Origin of the sequence: Thermoactinomyces sp. CICC 10523 (assembly GCF_016055105.1) — a bacterium.
In the GTDB taxonomy this organism is placed as follows: domain Bacteria; phylum Bacillota; class Bacilli; order Thermoactinomycetales; family Thermoactinomycetaceae; genus Thermoactinomyces_A; species Thermoactinomyces_A daqus.
This window is the reverse complement of sequence record NZ_JAECVX010000002.1, coordinates 380054-406118: the sequence shown is the minus strand read 5'-3', so window position 1 is coordinate 406118 and position 26065 is coordinate 380054. Positions and strand designations below refer to the sequence as shown.

The window sequence follows — 26065 nt, the reverse complement described above, 5'->3', positions numbered from 1 at the left end:
CATTAAAGCGCCCGCACCAGCTGCAATACCGGCAGGAACATGCCGATGACCGTCAGTGCGACAAACAACCCGATGGCAAATATAAACGCGGGTTCCAAACTCCTCGTCAGCCGTTCGATCTTGTATTTCATCATCTTCTCCGTCCCCTCGGACAGATGGAGGAGAATTTCATCCAATTTTCCTGATTCCTCGGCCAACGTGACCATCTGCACGAATAAAGGCAAAAACAGTGGTTCCGCTTTTTTCTTCACCGCTCCGGCAAAAGAATCACCCTGCATCAAGCACTTTTTCACCTTATGTATTCTGCGGGTTAAAAGAACCCACGGAGTCAGCGTCGTCATTACATCAAGCGCCGTCAGCAATGGAACGCCCGCGGCCAGCAGCGAACCCAACTGAGTCGCAACATAATGAGTGAAACGGTACCGGTAATACTGCCCAATGCCCGGAAGCCACAACAACATCCTGGTAAAAAAAGCTTGTAGCCTGTCAGAGCTCATCCGGATCAATCCACTGCCCACCGACAACAGACATATGGATCCCCCTGCAAACAGCAAAACGGAATGAAAGGAATGAGACAAGAGAAACATCCATTGGGTGATGGCCGGCAACGGAATCCCAAGCGTCTGATACAGTTCGGAAAATCGGGGCAAAACAATCGAAACCAGAAAAAAGACCGCACCGATTGCAATGCAAAAGACCAGCAGCGGATAAAAACATGCTTGCCCGAATTCCCGGCTCCATTTGGCCCTTGCGGCATAGTAGGATGCGCACTGCTTAAACCCGAAGACGTAATCGCCGTGTTCTTCGGCAGCGCGAATAAACGAGATGAACAGATTGGGAAAAGCGCACTTTTGCAAGGCGGAAGACAGATTCCCGCCATTTTCCAATTCTTTTTTTAATTTTTCGTATAAAGAAGATGTAATCAATTGTTGTGTCACCAGCAAATCCAAACAGGTCAGCAGAGAAATTCCGCTTTCCAGCAAATGCCCCATCTGCTGGCTGAACACCATCAACTTTTCAGTTTTCCACCGGCATTTCATCCGCACCATCAATCACCCGCATCCATTCCTCAATCGTGGTTTCATCTTTCCTTACCTTGTCCATCACAGCGTCGCTGATCCGCTTCATGCCGCTGTCGATCAAGAACGCGCGCAACTCGCGCAAAGAGGCCCGCCCCACGATCAGACGTCCCAGATCTTCACCGGACTCCATCACCTCAAAAACACCGGTGCGCCCATAGTATCCCGTATTCCCGCAATCGGCGCATTTGCTTCCGCGGCAATGTGCACACGGCAAACGCACCAGACGCTGTGCAACGACACCGGCCAGGGCAGCTGCAACCCGAAACGGCTCGATCCCCATGTCAATGAGGCGCATCACGGCACTGGCTGTATCATCGGTGTGAAGCGAGGTGAGGACGAGATGGCCGGTCAGGGCAGCGCTGATGGCAATGGCGGCCGTTTCAAGATCCCGGATTTCCCCGATCATGATCACGTTGGGATCCTGCCGCAGCACCGCCCGCAATCCTCTGGCAAATGTCAAACCGGACTTGGGCAGGATCTGCACCTGATTGATCCCCGGCAACTGCAGTTCGATCGGATCTTCCAATGTCACAATATTGGTTTCGGCCCGGTTTAATTGTTCCAGCATCGCATAAAGCGTCGTCGTTTTCCCTGATCCCGTCGGTCCGGTAACAATAATCAGGCCGCTCGCTTTTTTCAGCAGGCGCTCAACCTTGGCCCGTTCCTCCGCTTCCATGCCCAGATTTTCCAGCTTCCGCGGTTGACCGCGGGTTTTGAACAAACGCAGGACAATTTTTTCTCCGTAAAGTGTCGGAAGCGTCGAAACGCGCAGGTCGAGCTGACCCCGGGCGATTTTCCCGTCTTGCGGAATTCTTTTCTCGCTGATATCCAAATGGCTCAGTAATTTGACTCTGGCCGTGATGGCCGCAGCATGCTCCGCCGGAAGCAAATCATGCTCTTGGAGAAAACCATCGACGCGAAGCCGCACCCTGAGTCCGTGCTGCATGGGCTCCAGATGAATATCGCTCGCCCGCAGTTCCTGTGCTTTTAAAAAGAGATCATCAATGTAATCGACAACATTCAAGCCAGCCTCATTCCTCCCTCCCGGAAAAATCCATAAAAATAAATTATTTTACAATTTCTACCTTTCTTTCTGATATCCTTCCCCGATTTCGACAAATTCGGAATTATTTGTACAACTTTCCCTATTTTCTGCACGCACAAAAAAAGGGGAGGATCATCAGATCTCCCGGCTTTTTTCAAAAACATGCAACCAGTTTGCCAACAGACTCAAAACATTATGAGCTCCCCGAAGTTATTCATGATGATCGGACTCAAGGCAAATCAATCAGCATGAATCGCGCATCGGATTCAGCATCCAACTGAAGTACGGGGGTTTGCGTGATGCGGGCAGAATCGCGTCTGTTTAAGATCGCTTCACCTTTATTAACAACCAATCGTCCCTCAATCGCAAACAGGAAAATTCTCCGTCCCGGCTTTTGCGAAAAGACGATTTCTTTTCCTTTTTCCAGATCAGCCAAGTAAATGGTCAAATCCTGATGAATATGGGCAATTTCTTTGGAAGCAGGATTTTTCGCGACAATCGGCAAAAGACGATTTTTCATCTTCTCAACCGGAAATTCCGTTTTTTCATAAGAGGGCGTCAGCCCTTTTTGCTCAGGCAGAAACCATAATTGCAAAAAATTTACTTTTTCTTCACTGGAAGGATTCACTTCCGAATGGACGATCCCCGTGCCTGCGGTCATTCTCTGAACACCGCCGAATGTGGTGGTTTCCGTCGCTCCCGAGCTGTCCTCATGCCTTAATTGCCCTTGCAGAACAATCGAGACAATTTCCATCTCCCGGTGGGGATGGGGGCCAAAGCCGGTGAGCGGGGCAACAATATCATCATTCAACACCCGCAGGGGACCGAATTGAAGATTGTTTGGATCATAGTAGTCGGCAAATGAAAAACTGTGCGCTGTCTTTAACCAACCGTGATCGGAGGTGTATCGTGATTCAGCCGGATATACTTTCAACATTTTTGACTCCTCTTTCTGTCATCATCTGAATAGAACGGCATCAAGCGAATATGTTCCCGAACCGGTGCAGGCGACACCGACGGCAACGGCAATCAAGATCAAATTGTATTCATATCCCCCTTGTGTCACCCAGTAACCATTCTTTCCATGAACTTTAAAAACAGCCACCAGCATTGTCAACACAATCAAAACGGCTCCGACAGGTCCCCCAAGACCGGCGGCAAACAAAAAACCGCCCGCCAGTTCACCCAAGCCGGCCAAAAAAGCCATAAATAAACCCGGCTTGATCCCGATCGATTCAAACCATTGTCCTGTCCCTTTCAGACCAGGCCCGCCAAACCAGCCGAACAGTTTTTGCGATCCATGCCCCATAAACGTCAAACCGACTGCAAGCCGAATCAGCAAAAGACCGATATTCATCAGACTCCCTCCATTTCTGATAATTTCTGTAATGCCATCTTAACCTCATTCACTTACTTTTGTCAAGTAACTATTAATAAATAATTGACTAAAGGTGATTGCATGGAAATGTTTTCGCGTGATCGTGAATAATTTTTTCCGCAGCGGCGATGGGGAATAGCCAAGCGGTAAGGCAACGGACTTTGACTCCGTGATGCGCAGGTTCGAATCCTGCTTCCCCAGCCAAAAAACAGCATGAGCAAAGGAAACATTTCTCCTCCTTATGCTCATGCTGTTTTTTGTTTGCTGTTCACCTTCTTCATCACATGACCCCCGACCATGACAAGAATGGCCAAAACAATCGGAACCGCCGTATCCAAATAATCCTGTCCCCCGGACAGATAACTGCGCACCAAAGGATCTCCGATCATTAATTCACCGGCAGTATACCCGAGGATGGCGGTTCCTGCATAGATAAGCCAGGGGAGCCGTTTTAACAGGGAAGCCACCAGCCCGCTCCCCCACATGATAATGGGAATGCTTAAAGCCAGACCAAACAGGACCAGTACAACACTGCCGTGCGCCGCTCCGGCTACCGCCAGCACATTGTCCAGGCTCATCACCACATCCGCCACAATGATCGTCTTGATCGCGCTTTTCAGGGTACGGCCAAGGGACACCTCCGTGCCTTCTTCTTCATCAGCCAGCAAATTGACGGCAATCCATAACAACAAAATCCCCCCAATTGTCATGAGGAGCGGAATCTTCAACAGATACGCGGCGATCGCAGTGAGAGAAGCGCGCAAAATGACCGCCATTCCAGCACCGATCATGACCGCTTTTTTTCTCTGATGCTCAGGCAGGTTTCGCGCCGCCATCCCGATTACCACCGCATTGTCCCCGCTCAAAAGGAGATCCAGGATAATGATGTTAAAAAAGCCAATCCAAAAAGCCATATCCGTTAGCCAACTTGCCATGTTTTTTTTACTCCTTTAAACAGGCATGCTGATACCGGCTTTGCCTTTTTGGCGGACCAACATGCCTGCCCTCTTAACCTTTCACAACTGGCTGAAGAAGCAGAGAAAGCGAACCCTCAATTTGAGATTCGCATACCGCAAAGTGACGCTCCGCCAGACCGGAAAGAACTTTCATGTCCAGTCAGTTGGACACCCTCGTTAACTAAAATTATGAGGAAAACAAGTGCCTGATTACCGCAACCGTCAAATTCGGAACAATTTTCATCGAGTAAGAGATTTCAACCCGTTCCCATTGTTTATGGGCATCTTTGCCATAAGGACCGATATTGATCACGGGGACATCCAGCTGACGGATCGCTTCCAGATCCATCTGGTGCTTCACTCCCCAGACGGGCATGTTCATTTCAAAGGCCTGAATCTCTTTTTCATCATCACTCAGCGCCACAAAGCTCATGTCCGAAATATACGGAAAAAATTTACGAACTTGTATTTTTTCCGCACAGTAAGGTTCGATTTGCTCCACCGCGCGGTAAACCGCTTCAATCAGGCGGAAGTCGCGCGGATCATCTTCGTTCAGGACAACACGGGGGATATACGGAGATGCGAAAAACAGGATGACCGCCGGTTCCGCATCCCCGCCCCAGCGCCATAATTCCTCTACCATCTGCTTGGCGTACTGGCGTATATCCACTGATTCCTTGTTCAGCATATTGTGGGAAAAAGCCAGGATCTGCTGTTCAAACTCCGCCCCGTGTTTTTCCCGGCAAAGGTGGTAAAATTCCTCATATGTGAAAACGCGCGGTTCAATCTCCGGAGGAACATACGAATTTCCGCTTAATCGGCTGTAAAGGCGACCCCGCTGGTGATACTTTGCAATGGCCGCTTCAAACGCTTCACGGGCAATCCCCTTCAACCGGCACAAAACATCGCGCGGCGACCAACTGTGAACAAAAAAGTTGTAGTAAACAAAGGCGGTTTGTGGAGTTTGCACATCATACTGCTTTTTTAGATCAGTCTGTTTCAACGAAACCGGAGGCATCGTCACCTCGCCGAACATTTCATCGCACAGATCAGGATTGTAATCAATGCGGGAGGTAAGTTCAGCCGCAATCAGGTTTGGGTCGAATCCTTCAAACGCCTGACCGACATGCGTCTCTTTGCCGACAATATAAAAGGCGGGGAGCAGTTTGCCAACCGTACCCAAATAAATATAGCGGTTCGGGTCCCCGTCAAAACGCGGGGCCGTATAATCGGAATTCACCGCGGCAATGAACCGGAGTTCTTCTTCCCGGGCCAGCTGATGGATGTCGGCCAGAGCAGATAAAATTCCCCGCGAATTATTCTCTTCATCACATGTGACCAGAAAGAGAAGGTTCCCTTGAAAACGGTGCCTGTTTTCGGCAAAGTAGCGCAAAATCGCCATATTGCCGGCAACCCCGCTTTTCATGTCCAAAACTCCCCTGCCGCCCATGTAATTCCCGCCGGCCAAGTCCCTGGCAACGGCAGCGGGAATTTTTCCTTTGCTCCATTCCCTGAGCAGCTCATCCGGTGAAAAGGCCAGTCCCATCCATTTGCCGTAATCCTCGACACCCACGGTATCCAAATGCCCCATCAAGATCACCGTTTCGGAACAATTTTCATCCCTTCCTCTGACCAGCGCCAGCACATTGTACCGTTCCCGGTCATCATGCCGGGTCGGCGTAATGCGCAAATGATGCGGATGATCAAGGAAATAAGGGAGCTGACGCAATTTTTCATAAATAAAAGCCGCCATGTCCCGCTCCCCGATCGTGCCGACAATGCTGGGATGCTCGACGAGCTCTTTGGTTAAAGCACAGATTTCATCCTGGAAGTTAATCATCGCTGATCCCCTCCATTTCAAAATATCAAAAAATATATCCAGGGAGGAAGATTCTGATTTCATCAAGTTTGAAAGCGATTTTTGAGGAGGCAAACTCAAAAATCGCTTTCTTCAGCTCAGAAGAAAGAAAACTCTTCTTCCGGTTCACCCGGATTTAATTCGATCACTTCCGTCCCTTCAACCGCTTCACGCACCAGGCGTTCCAGATCCAGTTTGGCTTCTTCCCGGGCCGCCACCTGTTTATCCGGCCGGGTTTTGGGCGCTTTTGGCAAAAAGACCGTACAGCAGTCCTCATAGGGCAAAATCGAAGTTTCATACGTTCCGATCCGTTTGGCAATCGTCATGATTTCCTGTTTGTCCATCCCGATCACCGGCCTTAAGATCGGCATATTTGTCACTTCATTGATGGTATTCATACTTTCGAGCGTTTGGCTGGCAACCTGCCCCAGGCTTTCCCCCGTCACCAGGGCAAGCGCACCATGTTTTTTGGCGACGGCCTCGGAGATGCGCAGCATGAACCGGCGCATGATCGTAATGGAATAAGAGTCATAGCAATGTTTGTTTATTTCCGTTTGAATTTCCGTAAACGGAACGATGTGCAGATGGATTTTCCCGCCATAACGCGTCAGGATCTGTGCCAGGTCGATCACTTTCTGCTTGGCCCTCTCGCTGGTGAACGGGTAGCTGTGGAAATGGATCGCATGCAGTTCCACCCCGCGCTTTAAAGCGAGATAGCCGGCCACAGGACTGTCAATCCCTCCCGACAAGAGCAGCAGGACGCGGCCGCTGGCTCCCACCGGCAATCCGCCCGGTCCCGGAATATCATTTCCGTAGATATAGGCGTATTTGCTGCGCACTTCCACATGAAGCGTCAATTCGGGATTGTGCACATCCACTTTGAGTTCGGGGACATTTCCCAAAATGAATCCGCCGAGGCGGTGATTCATCTCCTGCGACCGTATCGGAAACTTTTTGTCCGCCCGCTTGCTGTTCACTTTGAATGTCCGGACACCTTCCTGCTTTCGCACCAATTCCAGGGCCGCTTCCTTAATCTTTTCCCAATCGTTTTCCACCCGGATCGCCGGGCAAATCCCGACCAGACCAAATACGGTCTTCAGTTCGTCAATGAGCGCTTCCGGTGCTTCATCTTCCAGTTCCACAAAAATGCGGCCCGGTGTTTTCACCACGCTCACACCGGCAAAACGCGCCGTTTTTTCGCGGATATTGTTTACCAGACGGTCTTCAAAATCCGCCTTATTCTTTCCTTTTAATGCCAATTCTCCGTAGCGGAGCAAAACACAGTTTCTTTTCATCTGTTATGCACCTTCATCACCTGTTGTAACATGGGGATCACTTTGCCCAGCGCATCGGCACACCGCATGAGATCCTCTTCGGTGTTCATCCGTCCCAAACTGATGCGAATCGAGCCGAGCGCTTCTTCATCCGACCGTCCAATCGCTTTCAGGACGCGGCTGGGCAACTCTTTTTTGGAGGAACAGGCCGACTTGCTGGAAACATAGACTCCCTCTTTCTCCAACGCATGAACGATCACTTCCGATTTCAGGAAGGGAAATGAAAGATTGATAATATACGGCGCACCGCCTTCCCTGCTCACATCGCCGTTGATGATCACGGAAGACAACCGCTCCTGGATCTGTCTGAGAAAAGCTTCTTTCCAGTTGGCAGAATCGCGTATAAAAGCATCCCCCTTCTGCCGGGCCAACACGACCGCTTTTGCCATTCCGACAATTCCCGGTACGTTCTCGGTTCCGGAACGGATTCCCTGCTCTTGTCCGCCGCCGATCAAAAGAGGCGGGAGGTGAAGATTTTTGCGTATATATAAACAACCGACTCCTTTCGGTCCATGCAGTTTGTGGCCGGACGCGGAGAGGAAGTCGATTTTCGCCTGGCGGGGCAATAAGGGAATCTTGCCGAAAGACTGTACGGCATCCACATGGAACAGCACTTTGGGATAGCGCTCCAGCCGCCGCCCGATTTCCTCAATCGGCTGAATGGTGCCGATTTCATTATTGACATGCATGATGGAGACAAGCACCGTTTCCTCTGTGATCGCCCGTTCCACATCATCAGGATTCACCCGTCCCTGTGAGTCTACAGGGAGATAGGTAACGTTCCACCCTTTGCGTTCCAAGTATTGAAACACCTCATATACCGACGGGTGTTCAATCTCGGTTGTAATCAGGTGTTTTCCGCGGCCGGCATATTCTTCGGTTACCCCGCGAATCGCCAGGTTATTGGCTTCCGTACCGCCCGAGGTGAAAAAAATTTCCTCAGGGGAAACGTTCAAGGCTTGCGCGATCACCTTGCGCGCCCCGGTGACCAACCGCTCGGCTTTTACCCCCAGTCCATGCAAAGATGAAGGGTTGCCGAACACATCGACCATCACATCAGCCATTACTTTGGCCACTTCGGGATCTGTTTGCGTTGTGGCGCTATTATCCAAATAGATCACCGACTTGCCCTCCTTTCCTCTCTTCATAACTTCACCATTCTATCATAAAACAAAACACCTGACATGAGATTCAGGTGCAATCCATTTCCCTGTTCTTTTTCAAACTCGATTGGCGGATGATGAGTTGTGACGGAATCACATGCTCAGCAGGCAAGCTGCAATGTTCCGGATCGCTCAAAGCGTTCAAAAGCAGTTTCACCGCCTCCATGCCGAGTTCGTACGATAAGATTTTGACACTGGTCAAAGGAGGATTCGTAAAGGACAACAACGGCGAATCGTTAAAACCGACAATCCCGAGTTCTTCGGGGACGCGCAGTCGGTTATGTCCGGCAAATTGCAAGGCTCCCAAGGCGAACAAGTCATCGGCCGCCAGCACCGCGTCAAAGTCGACACCGCGGGATTTCAGTTCCTGCAGGGCATTAAATCCGCTTTCGATGGAAAACTCCGCCGTCACTGCTCTTTCCGCCGCGAAGCTTATTCCCTTCTCGCTCAATGCTTGTTTATACCCGCTGATCCGGTCCTGACTTACGATCAGATTGGGATCGCCGCTGATAAAAACCACTTTCTCATATCCTTGCTCCAATAAATGCAATGTTGCTTTTTTGGCCGCTTGTATATTGTCATTATTCACCGATAAAACCGGGTGTTCACAGCTTCTCCCGATCAAGGCGAAGGGAACGTTTTCGGCAATCAGCAGGTCGATCAGCGGATCCTGCTTGCGTGAAGTGGAGACAATCAACCCGTCGACCCTGCGCTCGCGAAAGAGTTGCATGCATTTTTGCCGTTCCTCTTCCGGTGTCCGGCTGATAGACAAAAGGATGTTGTAATCCCTTGCTTGGGCGATAGTCGACATCCCCCGCATCACTTCTGAAAAAAAAGGATTGGAAAAAGCCTGATCCGCCTCCCGGGCGATGGTAAAACCGATGGTTCGCGAGCGGCTCCGCGCCAGACTTCTGGCGATCGCGTTCGGAACGTAGTTCAGTTCTTCCATCGCCCGTTTAACGCGGAGCTTGGTTTCAAGGCTGATCCGGTTGCTTCCGGCAATCACCCTCGACACTGTCGATGGCGACACATCCGCCAGTTTCGCCACATCTTTAATCGTTGCCATAAAAATACCCCTTTAACAAATGATCAGACTGTTTTTCAAACCAGCACCATTCCCTGATAAGGGGAAAGAATCAACTCCATCCGGTTTCCTGATGCCTGGCCTTTTTCCCCCGTCAACAAATCGGTCCAATTCCTTTTTGCCCATGTATCCAGCGGCAAGGAAACATTTTGCCAGCTGTCGCTGTTATTCAGGACAATTCCTGCATTTTCCCCTTGCCATGAGCGCACAAAGGCATAGACAGGGGAACCTGGATCAGCCAACCATGTCCGGAAACTCCCCCTCCGCAACGGAGCACAACTCCGGCGAATCCGGATGAGCCGTTGATAATAGGAGAAAAGCGCCTGATTTTGCTCCTCTTTATCCCACAACATCGGCCGGCGGCAATCAGGATCTGTCTCTCCGGTCATGCCTATTTCATCCCCGTAATAAATCAACGGCGTCCCCACATAGGTCATCTGAAACAAGACGGCCAGGCGGAACCGTTCTTCCTTTTCACCGCAAGAGGTCAAAAAGCGCTCGGTATCATGGGAATCAAGCAGATTCCATGCCACTTGCAGCGCCTGATCCGGATAAGAGATGCGTGCTGTGGTCAATTCGGCATCAAACTCGCTGGCATCTGATGTTTGCTCTGCAAAAAAACGATAAACGCAGTCGCGAAACAAATAATTCATGACCGAATCAAACTGATCCCCTTCCAGCCATTTTACCGCATTATGCCATACTTCGCCGATGATAAGGGCTTCCGGATTCAGCATCTTCACAAAAGATCGGAAATCACGCCAAAAGGCATGATCCACCTCATTGGCCACATCCAGCCGCCACCCGTCGATCCCCATTTCTGTCCAGTAGCGGACGACCTGGAACAAATATTCTTTTACCTCCCTGTTTTCCGTGCGCAGCTTCGGCATGACAGGAACATTGACAGCAAACGTCTCATAGTTGGGCTGTGGCGTTTGCACAACCGGAAACTGCTCGATGAAAAACCAGTCTCTGTATTGCGAGTCCGCTCCCTTTTCCAGTACATCGCGAAAAGCAAAAAACCGGTCACCCGAATGGTTGAACACCGCATCAAGAATGATTCGCATCCCGTGCCGGTGAGCCTCCCTGATCAGGCGCTTAAACGTGTCCAGATTGCCAAACTGGGGATCAATTCTCAGATAATCCGCTGTATCGTACTTGTGATTGGATGGGGAGGCAAAAATGGGAGTGAAATAGAGCGCATTAACCCCCAGTTTGCGCAAATAGGTGAGGGAATGGATCACCCCCTCCAAGTCACCGCCGTAAAAACTGTCCCTTCCGGGCCGTGCATCCTTGCTCCAATCTTCCGTCCGGGGCGGGTCGTTCTCCTTGTCACCATTGGCAAACCTGTCCGGAAAAATCTGATAAACCACCGCATCCCTGGCCCACTCCGGGGTCACAAACAAGGCTGATTCATGGATATAGGCATACTGGAAAACTCCTGCCCGGTTCCGTTCCTTTGACACTCCCGATTCTCCGAAATAAACCCGCTCTCCTTTTTTTCCTTCCAGGAGAAATACATATTGCAGGCGTTTTGCAGTGCACTCCAGCAAAGCTTCAAAATAATCAAACCGCTGGTCCGAGGCCATCCATTCCGCTTCCGTCTGCTGAAAACAGGAATCCAGTAATTCATAGCGATCCGCGTGGAGCACGAGACAGCGGGCGATTTCTCCTTTCCCGGCACGCAGTCGCACCCTGAGGGAATGCAAATTTTCCGGACAGGCATAGGGAACCCTCGTTTCGTGAAAAAGTGCTTCAATAAGCATGAAAGCTCATCTCCTCCCTGAATCAGCCTTTATTCGCTCCTGCAGTCAATCCGGAGATAAAGTAGCGCTGTAAAGACAGGAAAATCACCGTGATCGGAACGGCAATCAACACGGAACCGGCAGCAAACAACGTATATTGCTTGCCCACATCTTTGTTGATAAAGCTGAACAGCCCGACCGCCAGCGTCTGATTATCCGGGCTGGTCAATATGATTTGCGGCAACAGAAAATCAGTCATCGGTGTCATAAAATTAAACAAAAACATCACCGCCAGAATCGGTTTGGCCAGCGGCATGATCACTTTCCAGAAGATGGTGACATGGCCGGCCCCGTCGATCCGCGCTGCTTCATCAAGGCTGTAGGGTATCGTGTCAAAATACCCTTTCACCAACCAGGTGTTGAACGGAATTTGCGTTCCCGCGTAAAAAATCAGCAACCCCAGGTGCGTATCCAACAGACCGATCCAATTCAGCAACAGATAAATGGCAACCATTGTCATCATCGACGGGAACATCTGCAAAGTCAGAAATAAAACTAATCCGTATTTGCGTCCGAAAAAACGGTAACGGGAAAACACATAGGCCGTACCAGTGGTGATGATCACGGACACAAACGCATTGATCAGGGCGATTTTCAGGGTGTTCCAATACCAGGTCGGATACTGGCTGTTAGGATTGAAGAAAAGCCAGCGATAATGAGCCAAGGTCGCATGTTTCGGAACCAGCGAAGTGGAAAAGATGCCGTCCCCCGGGCTGAATGAAGCCCCGATCACCCACAGCAACGGGTAAATACAAATCACAGCCATGATGATCAGAATCAGGTAACTCAGGAGAAGCCGGAGATACGTTTGCCGTTTGCTGCTGTTCATCGGATCATCCCTTCCTCTTTGAACGAACGGGTTCCCCTGAATTGCAAAACGGCCAGCACGGTTACGATCAAGCCGATGATGACGGAAATCGCCGCGGCATAGTTGTATTTGGAGGTTTCAAAGGTTAATTTGTAAACCCAGGAAATAAGAATGTCCGTCCCCCCGGCCGTTTGTCCCGGGATGGCCGGAAGCCCTTTATTAAAGAGATAAATGACATTGAAATTATTAAAATTGCCCACATATTGAACGATCAGCAACGGAGCCGTTGCATAAAGCGCCATCGGCAAAGTGATATGGCGAAATTTCTGCCAGATCGTCGCCCCGTCCACCTCAGCCGCCTCATACAGATCCGCAGAGATCGCTTGTAACACACCGGTATATAAAGCCATGCTGAAGGGAAAGCCAAGCCAAAATTGGATCAGCAAAATGGCGATTTTGGCCCAAAAGGGATCCGTCATCCACGGCAGTGCCCCCAGCCCGATTCCCTGCAAAAAAAGGTTAACCGTTCCGAAGTTGTTATCAAACAGGCCGGAAAAAACAATGATCGAGACAAACGAGGGAACTGCCCACGGCAAGATCAAAATGGTGCGGAAAAACTTTTTAAACTTCAGTTTTTTCTGATTGAGGATCACGGCTAAAAACAGGCCCAAAATCACCTGAACCGTTGTCGAAACCAACGTCCAAACCACCGTCCAGCAGAGAACGCTGAAAAAAGATGTTTTCCAAAAGCTGAGTTGAAACAGGTGCACGAAGTTATCCAGCCCGACATAGTCGACCAATTTGGCCGGAGGTTGATGATAAAGGTCATAGTTCGTGAAAGCGAGCACTATCATGAACAAAATGGGAAAGAGCACCACAAACACAAGCAATATCATGGCCGGTCCGATCACAAGATACGGAAAACCCTGATCGGTAACATGCCGGAAGGTCTGCATCACTCCGGGAGGTTTGACTCCCCGTTCCCGCAATTTTCCCACTTTGTAGGCATCGCGAATATTGAAACCGTAACAGCCCAGGCCAAACAGGATAAGCAAAATGGAAATAATCCCCTCCGCCATCAAATCGAGCGAATTATCCACTTGCGGAATTGTGCCCAAGGTGGCAATGCCCCAGAGTCCGATGTTAAAAAAAGGATAGAAAACAACGATATAGGCGATCTGCAACCCCAATAACAATCCGCCTTTCACCCACTGTCGATTGTACATTTGCCCGAGGCCCATCGACAAAGCGGATAGCACGGCGGCAACCCTGCTTCTTCTTATTAACGGACATTTTGCTGAATTCATCCAACCTCGCATCCTTTACCCTGTATTCCGTCTGAAAAAGCATGTTGCAGGACGGGTCGTCGGGGCCCGGCAGTCGGAGGCCCCTGTCTTCCCTTCTGATTTTGCTTATTGTTTCATCGTTTTGATGTTTTCTTTGATCAATCTGACTGCGTCATCCAGTGCTTGTTTGGGAGTCTGTTTCCCTTCCGCGACAAAGGTGTGGGCATTGTTAACCGGTTCCCAGACAACCCCCATCTCCGGAATGCTCGGCATGGGCACCCCTGTTTTCGCCTGCTCGGCAAAGCCATGAATCAACGGATTGTTTTTAATCATCGGATCATTCAGAAGATCCTTGCGCGGAGGAATTTCACCCGTTTCCAGAAATCGTGATTTCAATGCTTCTCTGCTTGTCAAAAATTTCATCAGATCAGTCGCGTATCGGGGATGCTTGCTGTAAGCGGATAAATACCATCCTTTCACACCGACAAACGTCCGTGCCGGTTTTCCGTCAACCTTGGGAAGCGGTGCGACACCCAGATCAATGCCGGCAGCCTGATAGTCCTTGACTGCCCAGGGACCGTTCAGGACGGCCGACACATTCCCTTCTTTAAAGAGCCCGCTCACGGTATCCCCTTTCAGCCCTTTCGGCAACAACCCCTGACTGAACCATTTTTCCACTTCTTTCATCCCGGCAATCGAGCCCGGGCTGTTTAATTCAATTTTATCCGGATCGGTTTTGCCACCGGTCTCCCCAAAAACGGAACCGCCTTTGGCCGCAAACAGGAAATACGTAAAATAAAGATTATTCGCCTCAAACATGATTCCATATTTATTTTCCGCCGGTTTATTGTTCTCTTTTGCGTACTTCATCAGATCTTCATACGTTGCCGGTACGTTGTTCATTAATTTTTTGTTATATATTAAAGCGATACTCTCCGTCACTTTCGGCAGACCATAAACCTGACCGTTATAAGTCATGGCCCGCATGGCGTTATCATCAAATTGCTCTTTGACGGAATCATCTACCTGAATCGGTTGCAAAAGACCTTTGACAATCGCTTCCCCCAGCCGGTCATGCGGCCAGGTAACCAGGTCAGGCCCTTTTCCGGCCGGGCCATCCAGCGTCAGTTTATCTTCCTGTTTCAAGAGAGGAACGGCAACGACATCGACTTTGATCCCCGTTCGTTTGGTAAACTGGGCGGCCAATTTTTTGGTGTTGTTGATTTGCACCCCGTCATCCGCGTTTTCCCAGACTACCAGCTTGTCCGGCTTCCGCTCGATTCCACCGGCCTGAACATGGGGATCGCGCTTCGGCCCGCATCCGCTCAACAGTGCGGTCACTATCGCGAAAACCGCGACAAGACCGATCCATTTTTTCATCTCCGAAGCCTCCTTTGTGCAAACGGTTGCATAAACAAAAATACGTCGATTCCATCTCTATTTTATCGCCTCATCATTTATCTTACAAGAAATTATATTATTTATTTTCGCAATAATATTTTTGTAAAAAAAGATGCCGCCTCTTCAAGAAGCAGCATCGGTCGATTTCAGGATCAGATATGGCACGAGTCAAGGCCGCGCTTTTGCAGGTAGCGTTGATGATATTCTTCTGCCCGCCAGAATGTTGAAGCCGGTGTGATCTCCGTGACGATCGGATTTTTCCAGCGGCCGCTTTTGTCCATCTTTTCTTTGGATGCTTCGGCTAATTTCTTTTGCTCTTCATTATGGTAGAAGATCACGGAACGGTACTGCGTTCCCACATCGGGACCCTGACGGTTTAACGTCGTCGGATTATGGTTGTTCCAAAAGATATCGAGCAGATCCAGATAGGAGACCTGCTCCGGATTATATTCGATTTGCACCACTTCCGCATGTCCGGTGCGGTCAGTGCATACATCTTCATAGGTTGGGTTCTCCAACGTCCCGCCCATATAGCCCACTGTGGTGTTGATTACACCCGGAACCTGGCGAAACGTTTCTTCTACTCCCCAAAAACAGCCTGCACCAAATGTTGCGAGCGCCATTTTTATTCCCCCTTTTCTTCATCAATTTTATCAGAATAAGATTCCACTTGAAAGCCGGAGACCAAACTTATTTCCGCCCGTCATGAATCAGCTCCAGCTCCCCGGTTTCGGGATCAATGATCAAACCGTGAACCTGAATTTCCTGGGGAAGCAGGGGATGATTTTGGATCAGACGGATGCTGTTCATGACCCCTTCTTCCACGTTTGCGCATCCGGCTAACCATTTATGCAGATCCACCCCTTGCTCACGAACGGCTTCAATTTCGTTCTGCGTGACCCCGTGCTCCTCTAGGTGTTCCAGAACCGATCCGGCTCTCAGCCCTTCCATGCCGCATCCTTTGTGCCCAATCACAAAGATTTCTTTCGCTTTCAGCAGCGACACTCCCACCAAAATGCTTCTCATCACGCTGCCATATGGCTCTGTCACCATGGCACCGGCCGTTTTTACCACTTTGGCATCTCCGTTTTTAAGATTGAGCGCCTTTGGCAAAAGCTCAACCAACCGGGTATCCATACAGGTTACGACCAGCAGCTCTTTTTTCGGATATTTTTCCGCCAGATATGGTTCATATTCCTTATTATTCACAAATTCCCGATTATAGGCCAGAATCTCTTCCAGACGGCTCATCTGATCTACTCCTTTGATGTCGTTTTTTAATTGTCCAAAAAGCTGACCATTTTTTATCCCAGGTTGGTCGGGTATACTAATTACGATGACACCCCAAAGCAAAAGGTGGTTTATTGTTCCCCATGAATGACAGAGTAAAACACGTGATCAAAGTCGTACTTGGCTGGACATTTCTCGTCCTCGGGATTATTGGCTTTTTTGTCCCGATTCTGCAAGGGTTTCTCTTTACGCTGATCGGGTTGATCCTGTTGTCGCAAACCACGCCCTGGGCGAAACGCCTGCTTGATCGCCTGCGCCGGCGGTACCCCGAAATAGCAGTAAAATCGGAGAAATGGATTGAAAAATGGGGAAATAAATTCCGCTTTGGCTCAAAATCAAATCCGGAATGAGAAAAACCCATGTGAATAACTGCCGAAGTGAAACATTTTCCTCCGGCAGTTTTTATATTTATTTGACGCGGCAAATTCCCAGACCGTCACCGATGGTAAGCAGAATGGATTCCAACCGGGGATCGGTGGCAATGCGGCGGTTAAATTCCCGTACGGCCACAGGGGACGGACCTTGATAAGACTCATCCAGGATTTTCCCGCCCATAAAGAGATTGTCCGCGGCAATGATCGCTCCCGGTTCAGCCAGTTCAATCGCTTTTTCCAAGTAATGCAAATAATTCATTTTATCTGCATCAATAAAAATAAATTGAAACCGCTCATTTCTTTGGGTCAATTGGGACAAACTATCTGCCGCATCCCCCACCATAAAGGAAACGCGTGTATCCAGCCCTGCTTTTGTCAAGTTTTCCATGGCAAAGTCGGCATGCTTCTGTTTCAGTTCAAGCGATACCACTTTCCCGTCTTCCGGCAAGGCTCGGGCCAACCAGATCGTACTGTATCCACCCAGTGTCCCGATTTCCAACACCTTTTTGGCTCCGGAAATCTTGGTGAGCAGGTAAAGCGTTTTTCCCACTTCCGGCGGTACGGAAATCTGCGGCATGTCGCGTTCGGCCAATCCGGCGGCAATCCCTTTCAAGACCTCGTCTTCCTGGACAAAGAGAGAACGGACATATTCTTTTTCCTGCACAAGCATCCTCCCCGATATTTTTTTAAAAAACACTCTCTTATTTTATCCCAATTTAATGAAAAAAGAAAAGGTACCACCTGACGGTGGTACCTTTTCATGTTGGAGCGGACGACGGGAATCGAACCCGCACTACTAGCTTGGGAAGCTAGTGTTCTGCCATTAAACTACATCCGCGTATCGACATGGTCATTATACCATAAACCAATACACAAAAACAAGCCCCCTTTTTTGGGGACTTGTTTCCACCCGGAAGGTTAAAATATCAAACGAAACGGAAAGAGTACAAACGCTAAAATCAAAGCAACGATTCCCACAGCAATGGCCCACCAGCCCAACGTGCTTTTCCTTCTGACGGCGAACGCACCGACGACGATGCCGGCAATCGACAAAACGAAAGGCCAGAAGAAAAAGGCGAGGACGGACAGAACCAAAGCGGCGATGCCAAGTCCCATACCACCATTTTCGGTACGCGCGCCTCTCTGGTCGTCACGGTCGTTGTCTTCACTGGCAAAGGTGGGATTGGGTGAAAGTTCCGCCGCTGTTTCCTCATCATCCGGTCTATTTGCGACATTCGGTTCGTTCTGGTTTTCTTCTTCCTTATTCAGCTTCTTGTCCTTAGCCATGCCGATCCCTCCATTTGGTTTCCGGGTTTAGGCTTAGTATGTGTTTCTTCCTGTAAAAAAACGTTTGTTAAATGGAGGAAATAAAAATGGAGCAGAAACCGACTCCGCTCCCAAGCCAACAAAGAGGTTTTGCAACAAGTTGTTCCCATTTTCCGTTTTTCCCCAAGCAAATTCCTTATTTTTTATCTGCTTCCGAATAATCATTCGGCCCGACCGGATGGCGGATAATTCCCGTCACGTCCGGCTGCTGCGCATAAGCGATATTGTAGAAATACAGCGGAGTGATCGGCGCTTCATCAAACAAGATCTGTTCAGCATGATGAAGCAACTGGTCACGTTTGTTGATATCGCTCGTTTCCGAAGATTGTTCCAGCAAAGCGTCATATTCTTTGTTGCTCCAATGCGTATGATTCATTGAATGATCGGTTTGCCAGCTCTCCAGATAATTATAGGTGTCGTTGTAGTCAGCTAGGAAACTTGCCAGCTGCATGACGAAGTTCGAACTGCGTTGATCGGCGAAAAACACCTTCTTCTCCTCGGCCTGCAACTGTATCTCCACATTCAGGTGCTGATGGATCATCTCTTGTACTGCTTCGGCGATCTTTTTATATTTCTCATTGGAATTGCTGTACAGCAGCGTGACTGTCGGCAGTTGGCTCCAGCCTTCTTCTTTCATGCCTTCCTGAAGCAATTTTTTGGCTTCATCATACTGTCCGTCCTTAATCAAGTCGCCGCCTTGTTTGCGAAATTGATTCGGGGCGGAAGGGGCCACATAGCCATACGCCGGTTTTACTCCTCCGCCGACGATCTTCTCTGCGATGGTCCGGCGATCAATGGCCAGTGCAAATGCCTTGCGCACCTTGGCATTGGTAAACGGCGGTTTCTTCGTGTTAAAGCGGAAAAAGGCAAGCCCGTTGCCGTCCATCGTCTTGATCGTCCCGTTTTTCAGCATGGAGGGAAGCAGATCCGCCGGCATTTGCGCTCCGGCTGCGACATCCAACTTTTTCGTTTGATACAGTTGGTAAATCGTTTTGTTATCACTAACAATCGAATAATGTAGTCCATCGAGTTTCACTTTCTCTTTTTTGTAATATTGGTCATTTTTCTCAAGGGTAAGATGATCATTGTGCTTCCACTCCGTCAGGTTAAACGCCCCGTTGCTCACATACGTTTTTGCATCGGCAAATGCATTCGGATTTTTCTCGACTACTTTTCGGTCGACAGGGAAGTAGACGGGATAAGCCGTCAACTGTAAAAAGGAAGGGGTGGGCTTTGCCAGCCGGACTTCCAGCGTGTCATCATCCAAAGCTTTGACCCCGACCTGATCCACGCTCCCTTTCCCCGTGTTATATGCTTCCGCTCCTTCAATAAAATAGAGCAAGAACGCTGGTTCCGCGGCCGTTTTCGGATCGAGCACCCGCTTCCATTCGTATTCAAAATCATGCGCGGTCAAAGGATCCCCATTGGACCATTTGGTCTTTTTCAGGTGAAACCGGTAAGTCAGCCCGTCGGAACTGACATCGACCTTATCGGCGAGCGCCGGTTGCGGCTGATCGTTTTTGTCCAGACGCATCAAACCTTCAAACAGGTTGTTGGTGATTTCCAGCGTATCCTCATCAAATGCCTTGGCCGGATCGAGACTGGTCGGTTCGCCGGTGGTATTCAAATTCAGGATCTTTTGCTCTGGACCATTGGCTTTTGAGGCGCATCCCGATAAACCGGCAGCCAAAACAAGCAATAAAAGCAGAGAAAAAAGGCCGAACTTTTTCAAATCTCTCCCTCCTTCAATACACAAACAAAAAACGGAATGAAAATTACTTCGTCATATCCGTATTAAAAACCTTCCGATAAATGAAATTATACTAATATTAAATAAAAAATATGACTCTCACGATGACAGGCTTGATTTGCAAGGCGGCAACACCAGAAGGACGGATGAGGGGTCTCCAAAGAACAAAATCTCTCCGGGTATCCTGTCTCTTTTTTTTGCACAAAAAAAGCGATGGGTATCCACCGCTTCAGATATACATTTGCCCTGACTGCGAATTCTCTTGTCTCATACGTACCGTTGAATAAATCAATCCTGCCGATGATATAATCAGAAAAATCTGTCAAATAAATCTTCCTTAAACAGCCGGCTTTCGTCCAGAAATTCACCCGTTACTCAAATCTTTGCTCAATCGTCGGTCCAAATATTGATAGATGCTTCGGATAATTTTTCCGTTCCATCCGAAGTCAACAAACTTTGCCCTCAGTGCGGCATGAATATCAACCGCCGTCCGGATCGGGGTGATATCGATCACGGTGACGACCAAATCATGTTTCAACCCTATACCATTGCGACATTCCAACATAACCTCCCCGCGAGATTCATCCACATGAATCAACCGAAAGGAAGGAAACTGCCCGGGCAACCCTTTTAACGCTTCGATTGCCTCCCATTTTTGATTTCGGTAATATCTTGTCCTCAAATTGGGCTCCTGCTGATCCCCAGTTTCTGTCACTCCGCTGAAAAAACGCTGAATCGCTGACAATCGTCTCCTCCTTATCTGAGTACGATTTGTTCCAATCTCTCCAGGCGCATGAGAATCTGATCCATCAGGTCATCATTCTGATTGGGTGCCGCACCCGAACCCCCTTGATTTTTCTTTAATTTTTTGATCTGATCCTTTAAATATTCATTTTCTTGCAGCACTTCTTCATAATTTTTTATAACTAAATCCAAAAATTCGTTAACCTCTTCAATATCATAACCACGGATGGCATGCTTAAAATCCTTATTAAAAATATCCATTGGGGTTAGTCTGCTCATGGATCACACTCCTCGGCCAACATTTCTTTCACAACCATTATATAAAAAAACAAAGACGAATAAATCCCTATAGAGAAACTTAATTAATTACAAATAAGAAAACCCATTCCCCGTAGAAAATGGGTTTCTAAGGAAAATGGGTTTTCTGCTTATTTTGCTTCCGGGAACGTTCTTCTGATCATATCGCCCAAGTTTTTGATAAACCCGCTGATCGGTCTCCCGTTTCGCAAATCATTGGCATAATTATTCATTTGTTTGACAAAGTTCGGATTGGAGGAGACATAGACGTTGCGCAAGCTTGGATCAACTGCTTTGGCCCTCCTGGCAATCTGTTTTTTTATCCTCTCTGTCAATTTCCCGTCGCCGGTGTTATGTTTCAAAGTGACCGCAACATAAGCGTTACGACCCATCACAATGGCGGCAGCAGTATTCACCTGTTTCAAACCCGCTACCCCCCTGGCAACGTCATCCGCCACCCGCACGTTGCGCGACAAATTATTATCATTGGTATCGGTACGATTCAAGTAGGTATTCCCATTGCGTACATCATTGCGCACATTGCGGTTGCGCAGCGACTCATTGGCCACTTTTTGCGTACGATACCCCGGTTCGTTCGGATTGGGCAATCCTTGCTTGCTTGTGGCACAGCCCACGGACATGGTGATCATCGAAAGCACGACCAAGCCGCTGATGAACAGCCGACGAGTCAGCATTCACAGTTCCCTCCTTCAACTTTTTATTTGCCTTTAGTATGTGAATGCCAACCGTTTCTATTACCCCTGAGCCGCTTCCGTTTTTTTACAACAAAAAACTCAAGCCTTTTCAGCGCAATCCGGGTGAGAAGTCCGAAAAATCGGGAGGAAAGTGGTTCCCGACGGTCCGGCCACCGAAATGCCGGCAAAGAAAAAACCCCTGTAAAAGGGGCTTTGGCTTGTTAATCCCGGTCATTCTGGAAAAAGAGAATAAAGACATATTGCAACAATTCAAGCAAGGCGACCAACGCACCGGCAACGTAGGTGAGCGCGGCAGCACCCAAGACGCGGCGAACGCCTCTTTCCTCTTCAGGACCGTGCACAAACCCTTCAATCGCCATGATTTTCTTGGCCCGGCTGCTCGCATTGTATTCCACCGGCAGCGTGACGAGATGGAACAGCACCACAACCGAGAAAAAGATCAAACCGAGCATCAACAGGCCGGTAAACTTAAAAAAGATCCCCGCCATCAACAAGAAAGGCGCCAGACCGGAGGCAATGTTCAGAACGGGAACCATGCGGTGGCGAAACACCAACGCTCCATAAGCTTCTTTATGCTGAATGGCATGTCCGCATTCATGGGCCGCCACGGAAATGGCCGCGATTGAATCAGATGTGTATACGTGTTCTGACAGGCGAACCGCCCGCGCAGTCGGATCATAGTGGTCAGTCAGACTCCCCGGAACCATTTGCACCGGCACGTGATACAAACCGTTTCGATCGAGAATCCTGCGTGCAACTTCCGCCCCGGTCAATCCCGATCTCGCACGAACCCGCGACCAGATTTGGTAATTTCCCCGCACTTTCCACTGGGCCCATAGCGTGATCACGAGACCGATAATGGAAACTAGCACAAAGATGGGGTTCACACCATACCAAATGGGAAAAAACAATCTGATCCACTCCTCTCATCATCTATTTTAACATTACCCGCTTTTGTTTCATTTCATGACATGTACTTCCCTTCAAAATCAACGCTTCTGTGAAGAGATGATCGAATTTGGTCAAAAAATTTTTGACTTCTTTTCCTATTATTAATGATAATTATGACATTCTCCTCAATCAATGGTTTTATTTACCACCCTTTTTTTTATAAAAAAACCCCCCTTGGCCGGATGCCGCATTCCGGCAAGGGGGTTGCACCACTTTAAGCAACAAACGTGTCAAACATCAGTTCATTGCGCGAACGCATGCCGACATTGAGCGCAAAGCCGATGGCCATCATCTGGGTGACGAGCGAGGTTCCTCCGTAACTGATAAATGGCAGCGGAATGCCAGTAATCGGCATTAACCCCAGCGTCATCCCGATGTTTTGGTATATCTGGAAGACAAACATGCCGACAATCCCGGAGGTGAGGTAAACGCCAAACGGATGCGAGGCCCTCATCGCAATTTGGATCAGGCGGTAAAGCAAAAAGAGATAGGCACACATAAGCACACTGGCTCCGATAAAGCCAAACTCTTCCCCGATCACAGCAAAAATGAAGTCATTGTACGGTTCGGGAATCCAATTTCCCTGCGCCTGCGTCCCGTGATGAAATCCTTTCCCTTTCAGCATTCCCGATCCGATCGCGATTTTGGCCTGTGTCGACTGATAGCCGGCCCCGGTGGGATCGGACGCCGGATCGAGGAAAATTTGAATCCGTTGAATTTGGTGCGGCTGCAAAATGAGATGGAGCAGGGGCGAATGCGTGGTATAGAGAATTATAACAGTGCCGGCCGCTATGGCCACAACGGCGATTCCCCCGGCAAACCATTTCCAGTTGAGTCCCCCGACAAGCAACATGCTCGCCGTAATCGCCATCAGAATCATGGCTGTTCCCAAATCCGGCTGTAAAACGATAATCAGGAATGGGATGGCAAAAAAAGCGATTATTTTTCCCAATGTCTTGAGATCGGACCAAGGTGCTCCTTTTTTCACGGAAAGGATTTTTGCTAAGATCAGAATAAAGATCAGCTTCATCAACTCAGACGGTTGAAAGGTTAAACTTCCGATTCCGATCCACTGCTGTGCACCGTTTACTTTTATTCCGACACCGGGAATCATGACGATGAGCAACAACAATATGCCAAACCCATAAAGAATGTACAAAAACCGACCCTGAAGCAAAATTTTATAATCAAAGAGGAGAACCCCGATCATACATAGAAAGCCGATTGAATACCAGAGCATCTGTTTTTGCACAAATGAAGGATCGCTCGTGTAAGTCGCACTGGATATGGCAACAATGCTGATAGCAGCAAGTACGAACAGCGTCAGAATAATAAATGGATCGATTTGCTTAATTCGTTGCATTTTCTTTAACATACAATTGATTCTCCTTTTCGCTTCGGTTTCCATCCTGCCATCATGAACGGAATTGAAAAACATTTCGCAGAAGGAGATTTTCACGATGAAACGTGGCAAACCTGATTTTTGGTTAATTTTGGTTACCTTTATCTTGCTCGGTTTTGGTCTGGTTATGGTATTTAGCGCCAGTTATTTTAAAGGTTATACCGACCCGCATATCCATGATTCCTATTATTTTTTTAAAAAGCAACTTGCCAACGGCTTGGTGGGTCTGATCCTTTTTTTCGTCGTTTCCAATATACCATATGAAACTTATCGGAAACATGTAGGCTGGATATTGGCCGTGAGCGTCATCCTGTTGCTCTTGGTTCCCCTGCTCGGACAAGTGCACAACGGCGCCAAACGCTGGCTTGGATTCGGTTTTCTTTCCTTTCAACCTTCGGAATTGGTCAAGCTGGGAATGATCATTTACACAGCTTCGATCATGGTGAAAAAACAGCCCCATCTCGATAAATTCCGTCGCGGGTTGCTGCCGCCCCTGATCATCATCGGCTTTGTTTCCGCTCTGCTTGTCATCGAACCTCATTTCAGTGCGACGATGATCATTATCCTGACCAGTCTGATCATCATTTTTTGCGCCGGTGCCAGGTTCAAGCATCTCATGTATCTCTTTTTGTCCGGTGTTCCCGTTTTGATCCTGGTGATGCTCTCGGGAAGTTACCGGGTAGACCGGATCAAAACCATGCTGAACCCTTTAAGCGATCCCACCGGGGACGGATATCAAATCATCCAGTCCCTTATCGCGATCGGACCGGGAGGGCTGACCGGCGTCGGCCTGGGGAAAAGCATTCAAAAACTGGCCTACCTGCCCGAGGCGCATACAGATTTTATCTTCTCCATCATATCAGAAGAACTGGGCTTTGTTGGTGGCGCTTTTTTGATCACTTTGTTTATTTTTCTCATTGTGCGGGGAGTATTGATCTCATTGCAGGCTCCCAACTCATTCGGGACGCTGCTGGGAATCGGAATCGTCAGTTCGATTGCCATTGAAGCGATCTTCAACCTGGGAGTGGTGACGGCGCTGCTTCCGGTGACCGGTGTTCCCCTGCCGCTGATCAGTTACGGAGGAACCGCCCTGATCCTCAAACTGACCTCGCTGGGAATTCTGCTCAATATTTCCCGCTATCGCACCAAAAAAACAAAAGCGGCCAAGCCCGATCCGGTCTCCCGACAATTCCGCATCTGAATAAAAAATCCCCTTAAGGATGTCCTTTACCCTTAAGGGGATTTTTGTTATTTTACCAAGCCGGTTTGCGGACTGCTGGCACTGGCTGTCGTCCGTTTGGGAATCCGCCCAGCTTCAAAGCCCAATCTTCCTGCTTTTACCGCCCATTTCATCGCTTCGGCCATTTTCACCGGGTCATCCGCTTGCGAGACGGCGGTATTCAGCAGCACACCATCCGCCCCCAATTCCATCGCCTGCACAACATCAGCCGGAGAACCGATCCCCGCATCGATAATCACCGGAACCGGCGATTCTTCAATAATATAACGGAGGTACATCGGGTTGAGCAAACCTTGTCCCGAACCGATGGGCGCACCTCCCGGCATAATGGCATGGGCACCCGCTTCCCACAATTTGCGGGCGATCACCGGGTCATCGGAAGTATACGGCAAAACGGTGAACCCCTCTTCGACCAGGATGCGGGTAGCTTCCAGTGTGGCGATCGGGTCGGGAAGCAACGTTTTCGGATCAGCAATCACCTCGACCTTAATCATGTCACACAGGTTGGAAGCTTTGGCGAGACGGGCGATCCGCACAGCCTCTGCCGCTGTCGTCGCCCCGGCCGTGTTGGGTAAAAGGGTATAACGCTTCAGATCGAGTTTCTCCAAAAAGTTGGGCTGATCCGGATTAAAAACATCCAGGCGGCGGATGGCAAACGTCAATACATCTGCTTCAGAGGCTTCCACCGCCTCTCGTTGTACTTCGAGTGAAGAAAATTTTCCGGTTCCCAAAAACAAACGGGATTGAAATTGATATCTCCCGATTTTCAGCATGC

General features: G+C 49.0%; 26 protein-coding genes and 2 tRNA genes. 3 read left to right on the top strand and 25 right to left on the bottom strand.

Features of this window, described 5'->3' with window-relative positions; genetic code table 11:
- Positions 1-2: 2 nt before the first annotated feature.
- The 4 genes from I8U19_RS04955 to I8U19_RS04940 all read right to left on the bottom strand — a co-directional run bounded on the left by I8U19_RS04955 (position 3) and on the right by I8U19_RS04940 (position 3487).
- Positions 3-1049 carry a type II secretion system F family protein gene (locus I8U19_RS04955; RefSeq protein ID WP_198055334.1) on the bottom strand — a complete coding sequence of 349 codons (1047 nt, stop codon included), beginning with the start codon at positions 1047-1049 and terminating at the stop codon, positions 3-5.
- On the bottom strand, positions 1018-2106 hold the full coding sequence (locus tag I8U19_RS04950) for a GspE/PulE family protein (protein ID WP_198055333.1): 1089 nt from the start codon (positions 2104-2106) through the stop codon (positions 1018-1020). Before I8U19_RS04950 ends, I8U19_RS04955 begins: the two co-directional genes overlap by 32 nt.
- A 250-nt stretch (positions 2107-2356) precedes the next feature.
- Positions 2357-3064 (bottom strand): pirin family protein, encoded by a 708-nt coding sequence (locus tag I8U19_RS04945; RefSeq protein ID WP_198055332.1) that lies wholly within the window; start codon positions 3062-3064, stop codon positions 2357-2359.
- A gap of 21 nt (positions 3065-3085) precedes the next feature.
- Complete coding sequence (locus tag I8U19_RS04940) at positions 3086-3487, bottom strand: DoxX family protein (RefSeq protein ID WP_198055360.1); 402 nt, start codon at positions 3485-3487, stop codon at positions 3086-3088.
- A 147-nt stretch (positions 3488-3634) separates the two neighbouring features.
- Here I8U19_RS04940 and I8U19_RS04935 point away from each other — a divergent pair.
- Positions 3635-3709 (top strand) — tRNA-Gln (locus I8U19_RS04935).
- Between the two features lie 41 nt (positions 3710-3750).
- On the opposite strand, the gene I8U19_RS04930 is transcribed toward I8U19_RS04935, so the two are convergent.
- From I8U19_RS04930 to I8U19_RS04880, 11 genes are all read right to left on the bottom strand, one after another.
- Positions 3751-4440 carry a TerC family protein gene (locus I8U19_RS04930; RefSeq protein WP_232330936.1) on the bottom strand — a complete coding sequence of 230 codons (690 nt, stop codon included), beginning with the start codon at positions 4438-4440 and terminating at the stop codon, positions 3751-3753.
- A 208-nt stretch (positions 4441-4648) separates the two neighbouring features.
- A complete protein-coding gene (locus tag I8U19_RS04925) occupies positions 4649-6301 on the bottom strand; it encodes a M20/M25/M40 family metallo-hydrolase (RefSeq protein WP_232337216.1) in 1653 nt (550 codons plus the stop codon).
- Positions 6302-6417: 116 nt separating this feature from the next.
- A complete protein-coding gene (gene thiI / locus I8U19_RS04920) occupies positions 6418-7614 on the bottom strand; it encodes a tRNA uracil 4-sulfurtransferase ThiI (RefSeq protein ID WP_198055331.1) in 1197 nt (398 codons plus the stop codon).
- Positions 7611-8774, bottom strand: a complete 1164-nt coding sequence (locus tag I8U19_RS04915; protein WP_033101693.1) for a cysteine desulfurase family protein — start codon at positions 8772-8774, stop codon at positions 7611-7613. Before I8U19_RS04915 ends, thiI begins: the two co-directional genes overlap by 4 nt.
- A 70-nt stretch (positions 8775-8844) precedes the next feature.
- Positions 8845-9882 (bottom strand): LacI family DNA-binding transcriptional regulator, encoded by a 1038-nt coding sequence (locus tag I8U19_RS04910; RefSeq protein ID WP_033101694.1) that lies wholly within the window; start codon positions 9880-9882, stop codon positions 8845-8847.
- Positions 9883-9917: 35 nt separating this feature from the next.
- Positions 9918-11666: an alpha-glycosidase gene (locus I8U19_RS04905; RefSeq protein ID WP_198055330.1), complete on the bottom strand. Its 1749-nt coding sequence runs from the start codon at positions 11664-11666 to the stop codon at positions 9918-9920.
- Between the two features lie 22 nt (positions 11667-11688).
- Positions 11689-12534: a sugar ABC transporter permease gene (locus I8U19_RS04900; RefSeq protein WP_033101696.1), complete on the bottom strand. Its 846-nt coding sequence runs from the start codon at positions 12532-12534 to the stop codon at positions 11689-11691.
- Positions 12531-13820 carry a sugar ABC transporter permease gene (locus tag I8U19_RS04895; RefSeq protein ID WP_198055329.1) on the bottom strand — a complete coding sequence of 430 codons (1290 nt, stop codon included), beginning with the start codon at positions 13818-13820 and terminating at the stop codon, positions 12531-12533. The genes I8U19_RS04900 and I8U19_RS04895 overlap by 4 nt, the downstream gene beginning before the upstream one ends.
- Positions 13821-13925: 105 nt before the next feature.
- On the bottom strand, positions 13926-15179 hold the full coding sequence (locus I8U19_RS04890) for a maltodextrin ABC transporter substrate-binding protein (RefSeq protein ID WP_198055328.1): 1254 nt from the start codon (positions 15177-15179) through the stop codon (positions 13926-13928).
- Positions 15180-15352: 173 nt separating this feature from the next.
- On the bottom strand, positions 15353-15823 hold the full coding sequence (gene msrA, locus I8U19_RS04885; RefSeq protein ID WP_033101697.1) for a peptide-methionine (S)-S-oxide reductase MsrA: 471 nt from the start codon (positions 15821-15823) through the stop codon (positions 15353-15355).
- A 67-nt stretch (positions 15824-15890) separates the two neighbouring features.
- Positions 15891-16451, bottom strand: a complete 561-nt coding sequence (locus I8U19_RS04880; protein WP_033101698.1) for a beta-class carbonic anhydrase — start codon at positions 16449-16451, stop codon at positions 15891-15893.
- A gap of 122 nt (positions 16452-16573) precedes the next feature.
- Here I8U19_RS04880 and I8U19_RS04875 point away from each other — a divergent pair, with 122 nt between their 5' ends.
- The gene (locus I8U19_RS04875; protein ID WP_033101699.1) at positions 16574-16840 is read left to right on the top strand and encodes a PGPGW domain-containing protein; all 267 of its coding nucleotides are present in this window, start codon (positions 16574-16576) and stop codon (positions 16838-16840) included.
- Between the two features lie 58 nt (positions 16841-16898).
- Here the strand turns inward: I8U19_RS04875 and I8U19_RS04870 are convergent, their stop codons facing one another.
- The 9 genes from I8U19_RS04870 to rodA form a co-directional block, all read right to left on the bottom strand.
- Positions 16899-17534 carry an O-methyltransferase gene (locus I8U19_RS04870; RefSeq protein ID WP_033101700.1) on the bottom strand — a complete coding sequence of 212 codons (636 nt, stop codon included), beginning with the start codon at positions 17532-17534 and terminating at the stop codon, positions 16899-16901.
- A gap of 94 nt (positions 17535-17628) precedes the next feature.
- Positions 17629-17702: transfer RNA gene (locus tag I8U19_RS04865), tRNA-Gly, on the bottom strand.
- An 80-nt stretch (positions 17703-17782) separates the two neighbouring features.
- The gene (locus I8U19_RS04860) at positions 17783-18151 is read right to left on the bottom strand and encodes a DUF308 domain-containing protein (protein ID WP_033101701.1); all 369 of its coding nucleotides are present in this window, start codon (positions 18149-18151) and stop codon (positions 17783-17785) included.
- A 175-nt stretch (positions 18152-18326) separates the two neighbouring features.
- Positions 18327-19922 carry a peptide ABC transporter substrate-binding protein gene (locus tag I8U19_RS04855; RefSeq protein ID WP_198055327.1) on the bottom strand — a complete coding sequence of 532 codons (1596 nt, stop codon included), beginning with the start codon at positions 19920-19922 and terminating at the stop codon, positions 18327-18329.
- 382 nt (positions 19923-20304) lie between these two features.
- Positions 20305-20685 carry a hypothetical protein gene (locus tag I8U19_RS04850; protein ID WP_198055326.1) on the bottom strand — a complete coding sequence of 127 codons (381 nt, stop codon included), beginning with the start codon at positions 20683-20685 and terminating at the stop codon, positions 20305-20307.
- An 11-nt stretch (positions 20686-20696) separates the two neighbouring features.
- Complete coding sequence (locus tag I8U19_RS04845; RefSeq protein ID WP_198055325.1) at positions 20697-20963, bottom strand: DivIVA domain-containing protein; 267 nt, start codon at positions 20961-20963, stop codon at positions 20697-20699.
- 149 nt (positions 20964-21112) lie between these two features.
- Positions 21113-21676, bottom strand: a complete 564-nt coding sequence (locus I8U19_RS04840; protein WP_033101704.1) for a YhcN/YlaJ family sporulation lipoprotein — start codon at positions 21674-21676, stop codon at positions 21113-21115.
- Between the two features lie 221 nt (positions 21677-21897).
- Positions 21898-22608, bottom strand: coding sequence for a zinc metallopeptidase (locus I8U19_RS04835; RefSeq protein WP_220185029.1), 711 nt, complete (start codon positions 22606-22608; stop codon positions 21898-21900).
- 254 nt (positions 22609-22862) lie between these two features.
- Positions 22863-24023: a rod shape-determining protein RodA gene (rodA, locus tag I8U19_RS04830; RefSeq protein ID WP_052154342.1), complete on the bottom strand. Its 1161-nt coding sequence runs from the start codon at positions 24021-24023 to the stop codon at positions 22863-22865.
- 85 nt (positions 24024-24108) lie between these two features.
- On the opposite strand from rodA, the gene ftsW reads away from it, so the two are divergent.
- The gene (ftsW, locus tag I8U19_RS04825) at positions 24109-25251 is read left to right on the top strand and encodes a putative lipid II flippase FtsW (RefSeq protein ID WP_198055324.1); all 1143 of its coding nucleotides are present in this window, start codon (positions 24109-24111) and stop codon (positions 25249-25251) included.
- Between the two features lie 47 nt (positions 25252-25298).
- Here ftsW and I8U19_RS04820 read toward each other — a convergent pair whose 3' ends face one another.
- Positions 25299-26063: a thiazole synthase gene (locus I8U19_RS04820; RefSeq protein WP_198055323.1), complete on the bottom strand. Its 765-nt coding sequence runs from the start codon at positions 26061-26063 to the stop codon at positions 25299-25301.
- Between the last annotated feature and the right edge of the window lie 2 nt (positions 26064-26065).

What these genes read in the sequence shown, in the direction of transcription:
- I8U19_RS04820 (WP_198055323.1), bottom strand. Translation starts at nt 26,063, where the DNA reads ATGCTGAAAATCGGGAGATATCAATTTCAATCCCGTTTGTTTTTGGGA.
- I8U19_RS04945 (WP_198055332.1), bottom strand. Translation starts at nt 3,064, where the DNA reads ATGTTGAAAGTATATCCGGCTGAATCACGATACACCTCCGATCACGGT.
- I8U19_RS04860 (WP_033101701.1), bottom strand. Translation starts at nt 18,151, where the DNA reads ATGGCTAAGGACAAGAAGCTGAATAAGGAAGAAGAAAACCAGAACGAA.
- I8U19_RS04955 (WP_198055334.1), bottom strand. Translation starts at nt 1,049, where the DNA reads ATGGTGCGGATGAAATGCCGGTGGAAAACTGAAAAGTTGATGGTGTTC.
- thiI (WP_198055331.1), bottom strand. Translation starts at nt 7,614, where the DNA reads ATGAAAAGAAACTGTGTTTTGCTCCGCTACGGAGAATTGGCATTAAAA.
- I8U19_RS04840 (WP_033101704.1), bottom strand. Translation starts at nt 21,676, where the DNA reads ATGCTGACTCGTCGGCTGTTCATCAGCGGCTTGGTCGTGCTTTCGATG.
- I8U19_RS04905 (WP_198055330.1), bottom strand. Translation starts at nt 11,666, where the DNA reads ATGCTTATTGAAGCACTTTTTCACGAAACGAGGGTTCCCTATGCCTGT.
- I8U19_RS04890 (WP_198055328.1), bottom strand. Translation starts at nt 15,179, where the DNA reads ATGAAAAAATGGATCGGTCTTGTCGCGGTTTTCGCGATAGTGACCGCA.
- I8U19_RS04875 (WP_033101699.1), top strand. Translation starts at nt 16,574, where the DNA reads ATGAATGACAGAGTAAAACACGTGATCAAAGTCGTACTTGGCTGGACA.
- I8U19_RS04880 (WP_033101698.1), bottom strand. Translation starts at nt 16,451, where the DNA reads ATGAGCCGTCTGGAAGAGATTCTGGCCTATAATCGGGAATTTGTGAAT.
- I8U19_RS04910 (WP_033101694.1), bottom strand. Translation starts at nt 9,882, where the DNA reads ATGGCAACGATTAAAGATGTGGCGAAACTGGCGGATGTGTCGCCATCG.
- I8U19_RS04925 (WP_232337216.1), bottom strand. Translation starts at nt 6,301, where the DNA reads ATGATTAACTTCCAGGATGAAATCTGTGCTTTAACCAAAGAGCTCGTC.
- rodA (WP_052154342.1), bottom strand. Translation starts at nt 24,023, where the DNA reads ATGTTAAAGAAAATGCAACGAATTAAGCAAATCGATCCATTTATTATT.
- ftsW (WP_198055324.1), top strand. Translation starts at nt 24,109, where the DNA reads ATGAAACGTGGCAAACCTGATTTTTGGTTAATTTTGGTTACCTTTATC.
- I8U19_RS04870 (WP_033101700.1), bottom strand. Translation starts at nt 17,534, where the DNA reads ATGCTTGTGCAGGAAAAAGAATATGTCCGTTCTCTCTTTGTCCAGGAA.
- I8U19_RS04895 (WP_198055329.1), bottom strand. Translation starts at nt 13,820, where the DNA reads ATGAATTCAGCAAAATGTCCGTTAATAAGAAGAAGCAGGGTTGCCGCC.
- msrA (WP_033101697.1), bottom strand. Translation starts at nt 15,823, where the DNA reads ATGGCGCTCGCAACATTTGGTGCAGGCTGTTTTTGGGGAGTAGAAGAA.
- I8U19_RS04930 (WP_232330936.1), bottom strand. Translation starts at nt 4,440, where the DNA reads ATGGCAAGTTGGCTAACGGATATGGCTTTTTGGATTGGCTTTTTTAAC.
- I8U19_RS04845 (WP_198055325.1), bottom strand. Translation starts at nt 20,963, where the DNA reads ATGAGCAGACTAACCCCAATGGATATTTTTAATAAGGATTTTAAGCAT.
- I8U19_RS04900 (WP_033101696.1), bottom strand. Translation starts at nt 12,534, where the DNA reads ATGAACAGCAGCAAACGGCAAACGTATCTCCGGCTTCTCCTGAGTTAC.